Here is a 13550-nt window from a genome sequence, read left to right on the forward strand (position 1 = left end):
CGCACGCGCCCCCAATGCGCCGGGAATTTGCATGACACTGCTTCTGACGCACACTGCCTGCCTCGATCACCTGACCCCACCCGGACATCCCGAACGCCCCGACCGGCTGCGCGCGGTTGCCGAGGTGCTCGGCGAAGACCGCTTCAAGGCGCTGGTGCGCGACCTCGCGCCGGAAGGCGACCTTGACAGCGTGCTGCTCTGTCACGGCGAGCACTATGTCGGCGAGTTGCGCCACATCGCGCCGACCTCCGGCATGATCTACATCGACGGCGACACCTCGATGTCGCCGGGCACCTGGGAAGCCGTGATGCGTGGCGTCGGCGGCGCAGTGGCGGCGACCGATGCGGTGATGGAGGGCAAGCACCAGAACGCCTTCGTCGCGGTGCGCCCGCCCGGGCATCACGCCGAGAAATCGACGCCGATGGGCTTCTGCTTCTTCGACAATGTCGCGATCGCCGCGCGTCACGCGCAGCGCAAATACGGCATCAAGCGCGCCGCGATCATCGATTTCGACGTCCATCACGGCAACGGCACGCAGGATATCTTCTGGGCTGATCCGACCGTAATGTACTGCTCGACGCATCAGATGCCGCTGTTCCCCGGCACCGGCGCGGTCGGCGAGCGCGGCGAGCACGACACCGTCGTCAACGCGCCGCTGGCGCCCGGCGACGGCGGCGCCAAATTCCGCGCAGCCTTCGAGAACCTGATACTGCCACAGCTCGAGAAGTTCTCCCCCGAACTGGTCGTGATCTCGGCGGGCTTCGACGCGCATCACCGCGATCCGCTGGCCTCGATCAACCTGACCGGCGAGGATTTCGGCTGGGTCACGCGCAAGCTGATGGACCTCGCCGACAAGAGCGCCGGCGGCCGCGTCGTCTCCGTGTTGGAGGGCGGCTACGACCTCGAGGGGCTGAAAGAGTCGGTGGCATCTCACGTCACCGCATTGATGGGCAGGTAAATCCCCGCCACAATACCCCCGCAAAAATTCGATTGATTCTGCGCCGGGGCAAGCATGGCCTGCGACAGGTCATGTTTGGACGACAAGATCCGATCACGGTCTGATCGGCGCACCGGGAACACATAATGGCCGAAAACACTCAAGCCGACGTCAAGAAGCTCTCCTTTGAACGCGCGATCGAGGAACTCGAATCGATCGTCAAGCGGCTCGAGGACGGCAAGGTCCCGCTTGAGGAATCGGTCGCGATCTATGAGCGCGGCGAGGCGCTGAAGCGGCGCTGCGAGGAATTGCTGCGCCAGGCCGAAGCCCGCGTCGACAAGATCACGACCGACGCCTCGGGCCAGCCGACCGGCACCGAACCGCTCGACGTGCAGTAGCGCCGCGAGCCGCGCCCCTGCGACAGGATGTCCGCCGCGGCGGGCAATTGTTGCTGCCTATTTCCGGCAATCCATCACGCCGCCGGGTGACCGCGGCGACCGGCTGCGGCTGCGAATCCGGCCGATCCGGACCCGCCGGCTGCCGCTAAAATGGCCAAATTGGAACCCGCTTTTGGCCCCAGGCATTGAAAAGTCTAGGTTTTTCAAGACGGCGCATAGGAACCCTGCGCCGCCTATCGGGTTGGCTTTGGTTACGGCTTTGGTGTAATGCTTCCAGTTCTATGGGCATTTGAGGGTGGCGGGCGGCCCGAATTATTCGGGCGGCATGCGTCTCAAATGGTTCGACAAAACTGAACCGGGACGGGTGAAGAGCGACCAAGGTGATGCATATCACGTGGTCCAATCCGGAGTGAATCTAGGCTTACAACCAGGCAGGGCCTGCCGGGACGGCACCCAGTGTCTGGAATTCGCTGCGCGGTGAGCGCGCCAACCCATCTCGCGTCGGGCCGTTCGTTCCGACAGGCAAAAATTGGAAATTCGCTGTGACCACATTTAGTAAAACGCCGCTTCTTGACACTATTCACACGCCGGATGACCTGCGCAAGCTGAAGGTCGAGCAGGTGCGGCAGGTTGCCGACGAGCTCCGCCAGGAAACCATCGACGCCGTGTCGGTGACCGGCGGCCATTTCGGCGCCGGCCTCGGCGTGGTCGAACTGACCACCGCCATCCACTACATCTTCGACACCCCGCGCGACCGCCTGATCTGGGACGTCGGCCACCAGGCCTATCCGCACAAGATCCTGACCGGTCGCCGCGACCGCATCCGCACCCTGCGCACCGGCGGCGGCCTCTCCGGCTTCACCAAGCGCACCGAGAGCGACTACGATCCGTTCGGCGCCGCGCACTCCTCGACCTCGATTTCGGCCGGCCTCGGCATGGCCGTGGCGCGCGACCTCTCCGGCGGCAAGAACAACGTTATCGCCGTAATCGGTGACGGCGCGATGTCGGCGGGCATGGCCTATGAGGCCATGAACAACGCCGGCGCGATGAACTCGCGCCTGATCGTGATCCTCAACGACAACGACATGTCGATCGCCCCGCCGGTCGGCGCGATGAGCGCCTATCTGTCGCGCCTTTACTCCGGCAAGACCTACCGCTCGCTGCGCGAGGCGGCCAAGCAGATCAACAAGCGCCTGCCGAAGATCCTCGCCAACCGCGCCAACCGCGTCGAGGAATATTCCCGCGGCTTCATGATGGACGGCGGCACGCTGTTCGAGGAGCTCGGCTTCTATTATGTCGGCCCGATCGACGGCCACAATCTCGACCATCTGCTGCCGGTGCTGAAGAACGTCCGCGACATGGAGACCGGGCCGATCCTGGTTCACGTCGTGACCCAGAAGGGCAAGGGCTACGGTCCTGCCGAGGCCTCCGCCGACAAGTACCACGCCGTCGTCAAGTTCGACGTCGCGACCGGCACCCAGGCCAAGGCCAAGCCGAATGCGCCGGCCTACCAGAACGTGTTCGGCCAGAGCCTCGTCAAGGAAGCGCAGAAGGACGACAAGATCGTCGCCATCACCGCGGCGATGCCGTCGGGCACCGGCGTCGACATCTTCAACAAGGCGTTCCCGGACCGCACCTTCGACGTCGGCATCGCCGAGCAGCACGCGGTGACCTTCGCCGCCGGCCTCGCCACCGAAGGCTACAAGCCGTTCTGCGCGATCTATTCGACCTTCCTGCAGCGCGGCTATGACCAGGTGGTCCATGACGTCGCGATCCAGAGCCTTCCGGTCCGCTTCGCGATCGACCGCGCCGGTCTGGTCGGCGCCGACGGCGCGACCCATGCCGGTTCGTTCGACAACGCCTATCTCGGCTGCCTGCCGAACTTCGTGATCATGGCGGCCTCCGACGAGGCCGAAATGGTTCACATGGTGGCGACGCAGGTTGCGATCAACGATCGTCCGAGCGCGTTGCGCTATCCGCGCGGCGAAGGCCGCGGCGTCGAGATGCCGGAAGTCGGCATTCCCCTGGAGATCGGCAAGGGCCGCATCGTCCGCGAGGGCAAGCAGGTCGCGCTGCTGTCGTTCGGCACCCGCCTCGCCGAGTGCGAGAAGGCCGCCGACGAGCTTGCCGCCCACGGCCTCTCCGCCACCATCGCCGACGCGCGCTTCATGAAGCCGCTCGACGAGGAGATGATCATGAAGCTCGCCCGCGACCACGAGATCCTGATCACCATCGAGGAAGGCTCGATTGGCGGCTTCGGCTCGCATGTCATGCAGTACCTGTCCGACAACGCCATGCTGGACAGCGGCATGCTCAAGTTCCGCTCGATGATCCTGCCCGACGTGTTCCTCGACCACGACTCGCCGGCGGCGATGTATGCCCGCGCGGGTCTCGACGCCAAGAGCATCGTTGCCAAGGTCTTCGAAACCCTCGGCAAGGACTACAAGACCGAGACCGTCAAGCTCGCCTAGAGCCTTTCCGTTCCGATTGAATCGGAACGGAGCTCTGGATTTTTGTTTTGACGCGCTTTCTTCACGCGAAGTCGATACCCACTTCGCCTGAAAACGCTCTCATTGCTCGGGCGGTGCCCCTGGTGCCGGCAAGTCCATGAAAATCTATCTGGCAGGTCCTGACGTGTTCCTGCCGGATGCCGTGGAAATCGGCCGCCGCAAGGCGGAGGTGTGCGCCTATCACGGGCTGACCGGGCTCTATCCTCTCGACAACAGCATCAGTCCCACCGCCGCCGGCGCCTCACTCACCATCTTCAAAAGCAACGAGGCGATGATGGAGTCGGCTGACGCCGTGATCGCCAATTTGACGCCGTTTCGCGGCCCCAGTGCCGACGCAGGCACCGTCTACGAACTCGGCTACATGGCGGGACGCGGCAAGCTGTGCCTCGCTTATTCGAACGATCCCACGTCCTACGCCAATCGCGTGGCGCGGCTGCAGCAGGTCGTGCCGGCATCCGACGGACGCCTGATCGACGCGGAGGGACTGACGGTGGAAGAGTTTGGCTTGCCAGACAATCTGATGATGATGCATGCGCTCGAGCTGCACGGCAGTCCGCTGGTGACGCCGAGGGAGCCTGCGGCCGACCTCTGGCACGACCTCACCTCCTTCGAGACCTGCGTGCGGCTCGCCGCCGCGCAGCGCCGGCAGGCCGCCAAGTGACCAAGCAAGTGACCAAGCCGGGCGACAACGACAACGACGCATCCGCCGGCAAGCGCATCGACGTGCTGCTGGTCGAGCGCGGCCTGTTCGAAAGCCGGGCCCGGGCCCGCGCCGCAATCGACGCCGGCCTCGTCACCGCTGACGGCAGACAAATTGCGAAGGCATCCGAAATCGTGGCGCCCGGCGCCGAACTCACGGCCGAGCCGGCGCATCCCTATGTCTCGCGCGGCGGCGTCAAGCTCGCCGGCGCGCTCGAGCACTATCCGATCGACGTCGAGGGCCATGTCTGCCTCGATGTCGGCGCCTCGACCGGCGGCTTCACCGAAGTGCTGCTCGCCAATGGTGCGAGCCTCGTCTTCGCCATCGATGTCGGCCACGGCCAGCTGCATCCTTCGCTGCAGGGGCATCCGAAGATCGTCTCCATGGAGGAGACCGACATCAGGAATTTCGAGGGCAAACGCCTGCCGGCGCGGCCCGATGTCGTCGTGATCGACGTCAGCTTCATCTCGCTGAAGCTGGTGCTGCCGGTGGCGCTGTCGCTGGCGGCGGCGCCGATGCATCTGTTGGCGCTGATCAAGCCGCAATTCGAGGCGGCGCGCAAACATGCCAAGCGCGGCGTCATCCGCAACGCGATGGTGCACCAGGAGATCTGCGACGATATCGCCGCCTTCGCCGCCTCGCTCGGCTGCACCGACATTCAGGTGTTCCCGTCATCGATCACCGGTGGCGACGGCAACATCGAATTCTTCCTCGGCGCGCGCCGTGGCTGAGCTTCTCACCATCGACCATGTCGGCCATCGCGGCGACGGCGTCGCGATCGATGGCGCGCAGTCGATCTTCGTGCCCACCACGCTGGCCGGCGAAACGGTCGAGGTCGACGACGTTCCGGGCAATCATCCCGACCGGCGGCGGCTGCTGCGGGTGACGCAGGAAAGCCCCGAGCGGATCACGCCGTTCTGCCCGCATTTCGGCGTCTGCGGCGGCTGCGCGATCCAGCACTGGAATGACGCGCCCTACCGCGCCTGGAAACGCAACATCGTGATCGAGACGCTGGCGCAGGCAAAGGTCGCGGCCGAAGTCGCACCGCTGCTCGACGCCCATGGCGCGGGCCGCCGCCGCATCACGCTGCACGGACGCATGGGGACCCATGAGGTGCTCAAGGTCGGCTTCGCTGCGGCCGGTTCGCACGACATCATCCCGGTCGACCGCTGTCCGATCCTCGATCCGGCGCTCGACGGCGCGCTCGAGGCGGCCTGGGCCACAGCCGAACCGCTGATCTCGATCGGCAAGCCACTCGACATCCAGGTGACCGCGACCCTCAATGGCCTCGACATCGATGTGCGCGGCTCCGGCGCGCTGCCGACCAGCCTGATCACCACTTTGTCGCGGGTCGCCGAGAAACACCGGCTGACACGTCTGACACGGCATGGCGAGCTGGTGCTGCAGCGCGGATCGCCCGAGATTGCGATCGGAAAGGTGAAGGTCGTGCTGCCGCCGGGCTCGTTCCTGCAGGCGACCGTCAAGGGCGAGGAGACGCTGGCGGCGCTGGTTCGCGAGCATTGCGGACGCGCCAAGCACATCGCCGATCTGTTTTGCGGCGTCGGCCCGTTTGCGCTCCGCCTCGCCGAGAAGGCGCGGGTCACCGCGTTCGACAGCGACGCCGGCGCGATCACGGCGCTGCAGAAGGCTGCGCAATCGACGCCGGGGCTGAAGCCGCTCAAGGCCGAGGCGCGCGACCTGTTCCGCCGCCCGCTGATGCCGCAGGAATTGCGCGATTACGACGCCGTCGTGTTCGATCCACCCCGGCAAGGCGCGCAGGCGCTGGTCACCCAGCTTGCGGCGAGCAAGGTGCCGGTGGTCGTCGCGGTGTCCTGCAACGCCGCAACGTTTGCGCGCGACGCAAAAATCCTGATCGACGGCGGCTACAAGATCGCTGGCGTCACCCCGGTCGATCAGTTTCGCCACACGGCGCATGTCGAGCTGGTGGCGCGCTTCGCACGCTGAGACATTGCTGCGACTATCGCAGCCCGCGGCGGTCTCGCTATAATCCGCATCGCATGTCCCACGATCCGCTGCTCGCACGTATCATTCCCGTCCTTGCCGGCGTCCCGGGCGTCGCCGCCATCGTGCTAGGTGGCTCGCGGGCGCGCGGCACGGCGCATGACGCCTCCGACACCGATCTCGGCCTGTACTATCGGGATAGCGCCGCGCTGGATGTCGATCGGCTGCGCACGGTGGTGACCGGCCTGGTCGATGATCCCGCAGCTGCCCAGGTGAAGCCGGTCGGCGAATGGGGCCGGTGGATCGTCGGCGGCGCCTGGCTTCCGATCGGCGGCCGCAAGGTCGATCTGCTCTACCGCAGCATCGACCAGGTCACGATGGTGATCAATGCCTGTCGGAACGGCGAGATCAGCATGCACTACCAGCCGGGCCATCCGCACGGCTTCTGCTCGGCGATCTGGATGGGCGAGGTCGCGCTGTGCCGGGTCCTGCACGATCCCGATGGCCTCGTCGCGGCCCTGAAGGCAAAGACCGCACCCTACCCGCCCGCCCTGCGCGCGGCGCTGGTCCGGCGCTTTCAATGGGAAATCCTGTTCGCGATCGAGAATGCCGAGCTCGCGCTGCCGCGCGGCGACAGCACGCATGTCGCCGGCTGCGCCTATCGCGTGCTGGCGTGTATCGGGCAGGTGCTGTTTGCACTGAACGGGCAGTATCTGATCAACGAAAAGGGCGCGCTGGCGCAGGCAGCGAATTTTCCGGTGACGGTTCGCGGCCTCGCCGGGCGCGTTGCCGAGGTGTGGCGGCAGATCGGCGCCGCCGAGCACACCGCCGCGATGCAGACGCTCCGCGAACTCGAGAGCGACGTTCGAAAGATTTGTAGGGCGGGTTAGCGCAGCGTAACCCGCCATGTCTTGCGCAAGAATCGGTGGATTACGCCTTCGGCTAATCCACCCTACGAAGCGTCGTGGTCGTCGCTACCGCCCCCAGCGATCCTGCCAGATCTTCTCGCCGATCGTGCAACTGACCCGCGGCTCCTTCTCGGCAGTTCGCACGATCGGGCGCTCGGGGGTGCGGCCGGCGACCTCGAGCAGCAGCTTGGTGCGGATCGCTTCCTTGAACTTCTCGCGATCCTTGATCGACACCACGAAGGAGCCAGGCCCGCCGATCACGCAATCCTCGTAGTAATAGTCGAGATTTTCGATATCCATCGTCGAATAGGACGGCTCCTTCACCATGATCGGCAGGCCGTTGATGACGATGCCCTTGTCGAGCGCCGCGTCGCGCGCCGGCGTGATCGGCGTGCCGTTGTTGTTGGGGCCGTCGCCGGAAATATCGATCACGCGGCGCAGGCCGCGATGCGGATTCTCGTCGAACATCGGGATCGCGAAATAGATCGCGCCCGAGATCGAGGTGCGCGAGGCGCGGCGCACCGGCGTCTTCATGATCTCGGCGGAGACTGCATCGGCGGACTCGGGGCCGTCGATCACCCGCCAGGGAATGATGACCTTCTGGTCGTTGGAAGCGGCCCATTCGAAATAGGTGATCGAGATCTTGCCGTTCGGGCCGGCCTTCAGCGCCTGCAGGAACTCCTTGGAAACGATCGCCTGCGCATAGCCCTCGCGCTGGATCGCGAGCTCGTCCATATCCATCGAGTAGGAGACGTCGACCGCGATGATCAACTCGATGTCGACGCTCGGCGTGGATTCCTTTTCGGCCAACCGGCCTGTCTGTGTTCCCGGGCCGGGCGCGGCAACACCGGCCACATCGCCGCTGGCCAACATGCCCGCGACAAGCACCGCTCCGATCGAGACATACCAGCGCATTGCGGCCCTCCCGTCGTGTCGTGTCATGGTGACACGCAAATCAGGCGGCGAAAAGCGCAGATATCATCTGTCCTTCACATTCAAGTTAGAGACCTGCAAGTTAGAGGCCTGCGAGTTAGACGCTTGAAGGCTGGACATCACTTGCCACGCATGCGGCAACGCGCCGTGCCGTTGCCGCAATGACGCCGTGCAAATCGAACGGTTCCAACACGTGCGGGAAGACGGTATTCTTACGGGGCAATCGCGAGGGAGTGCGATGCCCGATACCGTCGTCAAGCCGAAAACCAGGACAAAGACCAAGGTCGAGCGGCCACGCCTGCACAAGGTGATCCTGGTCAACGACGACTACACGCCGCGCGAATTCGTCGTCACCGTGCTGAAGGGCGAATTCCGCATGACCGATGACCAGGCCTACAAGGTGATGCTGACCGCGCATCAGCGCGGCGTCTGCGTGGTCGCGGTCTTCACCAGGGATGTCGCCGAGACCAAAGCGACGCGCGCCACCGACGCCGGCCGCGCCAAGGGTTATCCGCTGCTGTTCACCACCGAGCCCGAGGAATAGCGGACATCACCGTTCCGCCGGCCGCGCGAGCTGTGCCCGCTGGCTCAGCGCAATGTCGGCGACGACCGCCCCCATCACCAGCGCGCCGCCGATCAGGGCGCGCAGCGACGGCACCTCGGCAAACGCCAGCCACACCCAGAACGGCATCAGCGGCGTTTCAAGCGTGGCGATCAGCGACGCCTGCGCTGATGGCAGCAACCTCGAGCCGACCGTGAACAGGGTGAGGCCGAGACCGACCTGGCATACGCCGAACATCGCGAGCACGCCGAGATCGGCGCCGGTGACCGCACCGATGCCGAGCCCCAACGGCAAGCTCACGGCGCTGCCGAGAAAGTTCGAGAGCGCCGCGGCGGCAATCATCGGCGTCCCCTTGTGCCGCCGGATCACCACCGTCATCAGCGAAATCGCCAGCACCATCACGCAGGCAAGGCCGATGCCTCTGTAATCCGCGATGCCGCCGGCGCCGCTCACGGTGATCGCCACACCCGCGAGCGCGACAAGGCTTGCCAGCAATGTGCCGGGCCGCGCCCGCTCACCGAGCCAAAGCCGGGCGATCGCGGCCGCCGCAAACGGCTGCATCGCGATGAGAATGGCGACATTGGCGACGCTGGTCAGTTGCAGCGCCGGAATGAACGTCACCATGCCGAAGGTCGAGAGGCCGGCCACCAGCCATCCGCTCAAAGGCATCACGACGAGATCGCGCGCGCCGCGCCAGCCCTGCGTGGCGACCAGGAACAGCGCGATCGCGCCGCCACCGAACAGCCCGCGCCAGAACAGGATGGTCCAGGAATCGAAGTGCAGCAGCCGGGTGAAGAACGGCGCAGTGCTCCACGCCGCCGCAGCCGCGACGACCAGCGCGATCCCGGTGCGATGTTGCGCGTTCGTGTCAGTCACGTACGCTGCCCTTAGCCGGCAGCTGCGACCGGCGCCTCGTCGAACAGGCCGTAGACCCGTTCGGCCTTGGCAAATCCCGCGATCGGAAACTCGCCGAGATCGCTCCAGCCGCCGTCGTGAATGCCGGCGAAGCGCTCGGAGGCGACGACGGTGCGGCCGAGGCGGCCGGCGATCTTCTCGAGCCGCGCAGCGAGATTGACCGCCGGACCGATGCAGGTGAAGTCGAGCCGGTTGCCGCCGCCGATATTGCCGTAGAGCACGCGGCCGAGATGCAGCGCGACGCCGAAGCGGAAGCGCTCGACCGCGTCGCCATTGGGATATTGCAGCGCCTCGACGCCGGCGCGCGACTCGCGCGCCGCCTCCAGCACCCGCGAGCAGACCTGCGCCTCGTCGCCGAGATACTCGTCGACCGGAAACACCGCGAGCAGGCCGTCGCCCATGAACTTGAGCACCTCACCGCCATGGTCGCGGATCGCGGTGACCTGGCAATCGAAGTAGAGGTTGAGGATCTCCACGACGGTTTCGGACGGCAAGCGGTCGGACAGCGCGGTGAAGCCGCGCAGGTCGGACAGCCAGATCGCCGCATCCATCGTATCGGCGCTACCGCGCCTGATCTGGCCGCCCAGGATCCGCTCGCCGGCGCGGTTGCCGACATAGGTATCGAGCAGCAGCGTGGCGGTGCGGCGCAGCGTGACGATCTCGATGTAGCGCGACAGCGGGACAGTGATCGAGCGGATCGCATCGAGCTGCTCGTCGGTGAAGCCGCCCGGTTGCCTGGTGGTCCAGCTCGACGCGTTCGGGGGGCCGTCGGTATTGATCAGCGGCACCGCGATGTAGTCGGTGACGCCCTCGGCCTGCAGGTCCGCCACGATCGGAAAGCGTGTGCTGGCGGGGTCGTCGAGGCGCGCACGCACCTCAACGCCCTGCTTGAGGACGATCGCCAGCGGGCTGACGGCAAATTCCGGGGCGTCCAGGATGTTGTGATCAACGCTGCCGGTGTCAACCTCGGCGCCCGGCTTCCAGATGAAATGGCGGCCGTAGATCTCGGGATGCAGGGTACGGACGAAGACGCCGACGCGCCACAGCGGCAGGCCGGCCCGCACCAGGCGTTCGCAGCATTCCGCCATCATCTGCGCCGGGGTCGGTGCCGAGCGCGCGCCGCCGATCATCCATTCGATGATGTCCCGAAGCTCCGACGCGTTCATGGCATTCCCCAGGCGAGCACCCGATCCGGTGACGACCATTATATAGGGGATCAGCGCCCGGTCTGCCCGCGGTCGCGCAGAAAATGATCGGCCAGCACGCAGGCCATCATGGCCTCGCCCACCGGCACCGCGCGGATGCCGACGCAGGGGTCGTGGCGGCCCTTGGTCAGGATGTCGGTATCGGCGCCCTTGCGGTCGACGGTCCGGCGCGTGGTCAGGATCGAGGACGTCGGCTTGACCGCAAAGCGCACCACCACCGGCTGGCCGGTCGAGATGCCGCCGAGCACGCCGCCTGCATGGTTGGACAGGAAACGCGTTCCGTTGTTGCCGGTCCGCATCTCGTCGGCGTTCTCCTCGCCGGTGAGCTCGGCAGCGCCGAAGCCTGCGCCGATCTCGACGCCCTTGACCGCGTTGATGCTCATCATCGCGGAAGCGAGGTCGCTGTCGAGCTTGGCATAGATCGGCGCGCCGAGCCCGGCCGGCACGCCCTCGGCGACGACCTCGATGACGGCGCCGATCGAGGAGCCGCTCTTCCTGATGCCGTCGAGATAGCTCTCGAAGAACGCCGCCTTGTCCTTGTCGGGACAGAAGAACGGGTTGTTGGCGATCTCGTCCCAGTCCCACTTCTCGCGGTCGATCTTGTGCGGGCCCATCTGCACCAGCGCGCCGCGCACCTTCACCTCGGGCAGGACCTTGCGCGCGATCGCACCGGCCGCGACGCGGGTCGCGGTCTCGCGCGCGGAGGAACGCCCGCCGCCGCGGTAGTCGCGCAGGCCGTATTTCGCCTCATAGGTGAAGTCGGCATGGCCGGGGCGGAACTTGTCCTTGATCTCGGAATAATCCTTCGAGCGCTGGTCGGTGTTCTCGATCAGGAGCGCGATCGGCGTCCCGGTCGTGACCTGCACGCCGCTTTCCGGATGCGCCATCACGCCGGACAGGATCTTCACCGCATCCGGCTCCTGGCGCTGGGTGGTGAAGCGCGACTGGCCGGGCCGGCGGCGGTCGAGGTCGTGCTGGATCTCCTCCACCGTCAGAGGGATCATCGGCGGGCAGCCGTCCACCACGCAGCCGATCGCGACCCCATGGCTCTCGCCGAAGGTCGTGACGCGGAACATATGGCCGAAAGTATTGAAGGACATGGCGTGTCGTAACGCGCGCAGGCAGCGGGGTCAAACTTCGACTTCGTCATGGCCGGGCTCGTCCCGGCCATCCACGTCTTGGCTTCCGCTGCAGCCGCAAAGACGTGGATGCCCGGGACAAGCCCGGGCATGACGGAGGATGGTTGAACTGCGCCCTTAACTATATTTCCGCAGGCCCGCCGCGCCGAACACGTAGACCGCGCCCTGCTCGATGGTGAGGTCGGCCGCGGAGGCCGGGGTCTCGAAGCCGAGCGCCACCATCAGCGCCCGCGCCGTGCCGCCATGTGCGACGGCGACGGTGTCCGACGTTACCGAGCCGTACCACTCGGTCATCCGCGCCTGTACGTCGACATAGCTCTCACCGCCCTCCGGCGACACCGTCCACTTCTCGGCCAGGCGGCGGGCATAGACGACGGGGTCGGCGGCCTGCGCTTCTGCCAACGTCGAGCCTTCCCACGACCCGTAGGCGATCTCGCGCAGCCGCGCGTCGAGGGCGTAGTCGCCCGGCGGCAGGCCAAGCTCGGTGCGCACCAGCTCCATGGTCGCGCGCGCCCGGAGCAGCGGGCTTGCGACGAACGGCAGCGTCGTCTTGTCACGGCCGTCGCGCGCCAGGAGATCGGCGAGGATGCGGCCGGCATGTGCCGCCTGGGCGCGGCCGCGCTCGTTAAGAGCAATATCCTGCACGCCCTGAAGCCGGCCTTCGGCGTTCCATGAGGTCTCGCCGTGGCGGATGTAGTAGATCGTTGGCACCGGCATTCGCTTCGAAATTTTCTGGCCCGGAGGTACACCAGCACTTTGGCTGGCGACAAGCCCAAATCGGCCGCAGCCGAGGCGCTATGCGCGCAGCTCGGCGCAACCGGAATAGCCACGCCGTTAGGGTGTTATGTTTGATAAGGCGGCTATCGCCGCTACCATCGAAGACTGGGATGCATGACCGCGTTTCGTCAAAGTGTCGAAGCCATGATTCCAGCGCTCCGCCGCTATGCGCGCGCGCTGGTGCGTGACTCGGATATCGCCGATGATTTGGTGCAGGACACGCTGGTGCGCGCGCTGCGCTCGGAGCGGCTGTTTCTCGGCGGCGACGTCAGGAGCTGGCTCTATACGATCCTGACCAATCTGAACAAGAACCGCAGGCGCTCGCTGGCGCGGCGGCCGGCCTTCATGCCGCTGCTCGACAACAATGCCGACGCCAGCGGCACCGAGGCGGAGGGACGCGACATCGAGCGCGCGCTGTCGACGCTGGTCGAGGAGCAACGTTCGGTGCTGCTGCTCGTGATGCTGGAGGGCATGAGCTACCGGGAGGTCGCCGACATCCAGGGCGTGCCGATCGGCACGGTGATGTCCCGCCTCGCCCGCGCGCGCGCCCATGTGCGGGCCTCGATCGAGGGCCAGCGCCCGACGCTGAGGCGAGTGAAATGAT

General features: G+C 66.1%; 14 protein-coding genes. 9 read left to right on the forward strand and 5 right to left on the reverse strand.

Going from position 1 to position 13550, the window contains the following annotated elements; genetic code table 11:
- Positions 1 to 31 precede the first annotated feature (31 nt).
- The 7 genes from ACOIX3_RS33040 to ACOIX3_RS33070 all read left to right on the forward strand — a co-directional run bounded on the left by ACOIX3_RS33040 (position 32) and on the right by ACOIX3_RS33070 (position 7397).
- Positions 32 to 958: a histone deacetylase family protein gene (locus tag ACOIX3_RS33040; protein ID WP_420966162.1), complete on the forward strand. Its 927-nt coding sequence runs from the start codon at positions 32 to 34 to the stop codon at positions 956 to 958.
- 125 nt (positions 959 to 1083) lie between these two features.
- Positions 1084 to 1335, forward strand: a complete 252-nt coding sequence (locus ACOIX3_RS33045; RefSeq protein ID WP_028334494.1) for an exodeoxyribonuclease VII small subunit — start codon at positions 1084 to 1086, stop codon at positions 1333 to 1335.
- Positions 1336 to 1877: 542 nt separating this feature from the next.
- Entirely contained in the window at positions 1878 to 3806 is a 1929-nt protein-coding gene (gene dxs / locus ACOIX3_RS33050) for a 1-deoxy-D-xylulose-5-phosphate synthase (protein WP_420966164.1), read from the forward strand.
- Positions 3807 to 3942: 136 nt separating this feature from the next.
- Positions 3943 to 4506, forward strand: a complete 564-nt coding sequence (locus ACOIX3_RS33055; RefSeq protein ID WP_420966165.1) for a nucleoside 2-deoxyribosyltransferase — start codon at positions 3943 to 3945, stop codon at positions 4504 to 4506.
- The gene (locus ACOIX3_RS33060; protein WP_420966166.1) at positions 4503 to 5276 is read left to right on the forward strand and encodes a TlyA family RNA methyltransferase; all 774 of its coding nucleotides are present in this window, start codon (positions 4503 to 4505) and stop codon (positions 5274 to 5276) included. Before ACOIX3_RS33055 ends, ACOIX3_RS33060 begins: the two co-directional genes overlap by 4 nt.
- Positions 5269 to 6510 carry a class I SAM-dependent RNA methyltransferase gene (locus tag ACOIX3_RS33065; protein ID WP_420966168.1) on the forward strand — a complete coding sequence of 414 codons (1242 nt, stop codon included), beginning with the start codon at positions 5269 to 5271 and terminating at the stop codon, positions 6508 to 6510. The genes ACOIX3_RS33060 and ACOIX3_RS33065 overlap by 8 nt, the downstream gene beginning before the upstream one ends.
- Positions 6511 to 6563: 53 nt before the next feature.
- On the forward strand, positions 6564 to 7397 hold the full coding sequence (locus ACOIX3_RS33070; RefSeq protein ID WP_420966170.1) for a nucleotidyltransferase domain-containing protein: 834 nt from the start codon (positions 6564 to 6566) through the stop codon (positions 7395 to 7397).
- Between the two features lie 84 nt (positions 7398 to 7481).
- On the opposite strand, the gene ACOIX3_RS33075 is transcribed toward ACOIX3_RS33070, so the two are convergent.
- Positions 7482 to 8330 carry a DUF1194 domain-containing protein gene (locus ACOIX3_RS33075; RefSeq protein WP_173641407.1) on the reverse strand — a complete coding sequence of 283 codons (849 nt, stop codon included), beginning with the start codon at positions 8328 to 8330 and terminating at the stop codon, positions 7482 to 7484.
- Between the two features lie 256 nt (positions 8331 to 8586).
- Between ACOIX3_RS33075 and clpS the strand changes: the two genes are divergently transcribed.
- Positions 8587 to 8892 carry an ATP-dependent Clp protease adapter ClpS gene (gene clpS / locus ACOIX3_RS33080; RefSeq protein ID WP_021076758.1) on the forward strand — a complete coding sequence of 102 codons (306 nt, stop codon included), beginning with the start codon at positions 8587 to 8589 and terminating at the stop codon, positions 8890 to 8892.
- A gap of 6 nt (positions 8893 to 8898) precedes the next feature.
- Here the strand turns inward: clpS and ACOIX3_RS33085 are convergent, their stop codons facing one another.
- From ACOIX3_RS33085 to ACOIX3_RS33100, 4 genes are all read right to left on the reverse strand, one after another.
- Positions 8899 to 9786 (reverse strand): DMT family transporter, encoded by an 888-nt coding sequence (locus tag ACOIX3_RS33085; protein ID WP_420966173.1) that lies wholly within the window; start codon positions 9784 to 9786, stop codon positions 8899 to 8901.
- Between the two features lie 11 nt (positions 9787 to 9797).
- Positions 9798 to 10991, reverse strand: coding sequence for an adenylate/guanylate cyclase domain-containing protein (locus tag ACOIX3_RS33090; protein WP_420966175.1), 1194 nt, complete (start codon positions 10989 to 10991; stop codon positions 9798 to 9800).
- Positions 10992 to 11041: 50 nt separating this feature from the next.
- Positions 11042 to 12130 carry a chorismate synthase gene (aroC, locus tag ACOIX3_RS33095; protein ID WP_024580648.1) on the reverse strand — a complete coding sequence of 363 codons (1089 nt, stop codon included), beginning with the start codon at positions 12128 to 12130 and terminating at the stop codon, positions 11042 to 11044.
- Positions 12131 to 12286: 156 nt separating this feature from the next.
- Entirely contained in the window at positions 12287 to 12886 is a 600-nt protein-coding gene (locus ACOIX3_RS33100) for a histidine phosphatase family protein (protein ID WP_420966176.1), read from the reverse strand.
- Between the two features lie 174 nt (positions 12887 to 13060).
- Between ACOIX3_RS33100 and ACOIX3_RS33105 the strand changes: the two genes are divergently transcribed.
- A complete protein-coding gene (locus ACOIX3_RS33105) occupies positions 13061 to 13549 on the forward strand; it encodes a sigma-70 family RNA polymerase sigma factor (protein ID WP_338831213.1) in 489 nt (162 codons plus the stop codon).
- Position 13550 lies beyond the last annotated feature (1 nt).

This window comes from Bradyrhizobium sp. B120, assembly GCF_049075665.1.
GTDB lineage: Bacteria > Pseudomonadota > Alphaproteobacteria > Rhizobiales > Xanthobacteraceae > Bradyrhizobium.

What these genes read in the sequence shown, in the direction of transcription:
- ACOIX3_RS33100 (WP_420966176.1), bottom strand. Translation starts at nt 12,886, where the DNA reads ATGCCGGTGCCAACGATCTACTACATCCGCCACGGCGAGACCTCATGG.
- aroC (WP_024580648.1), bottom strand. Translation starts at nt 12,130, where the DNA reads ATGTCCTTCAATACTTTCGGCCATATGTTCCGCGTCACGACCTTCGGC.
- ACOIX3_RS33045 (WP_028334494.1), top strand. Translation starts at nt 1,084, where the DNA reads ATGGCCGAAAACACTCAAGCCGACGTCAAGAAGCTCTCCTTTGAACGC.
- clpS (WP_021076758.1), top strand. Translation starts at nt 8,587, where the DNA reads ATGCCCGATACCGTCGTCAAGCCGAAAACCAGGACAAAGACCAAGGTC.
- ACOIX3_RS33105 (WP_338831213.1), top strand. Translation starts at nt 13,061, where the DNA reads ATGACCGCGTTTCGTCAAAGTGTCGAAGCCATGATTCCAGCGCTCCGC.
- ACOIX3_RS33055 (WP_420966165.1), top strand. Translation starts at nt 3,943, where the DNA reads ATGAAAATCTATCTGGCAGGTCCTGACGTGTTCCTGCCGGATGCCGTG.
- ACOIX3_RS33090 (WP_420966175.1), bottom strand. Translation starts at nt 10,991, where the DNA reads ATGAACGCGTCGGAGCTTCGGGACATCATCGAATGGATGATCGGCGGC.
- ACOIX3_RS33040 (WP_420966162.1), top strand. Translation starts at nt 32, where the DNA reads ATGACACTGCTTCTGACGCACACTGCCTGCCTCGATCACCTGACCCCA.
- ACOIX3_RS33075 (WP_173641407.1), bottom strand. Translation starts at nt 8,330, where the DNA reads ATGCGCTGGTATGTCTCGATCGGAGCGGTGCTTGTCGCGGGCATGTTG.
- ACOIX3_RS33070 (WP_420966170.1), top strand. Translation starts at nt 6,564, where the DNA reads ATGTCCCACGATCCGCTGCTCGCACGTATCATTCCCGTCCTTGCCGGC.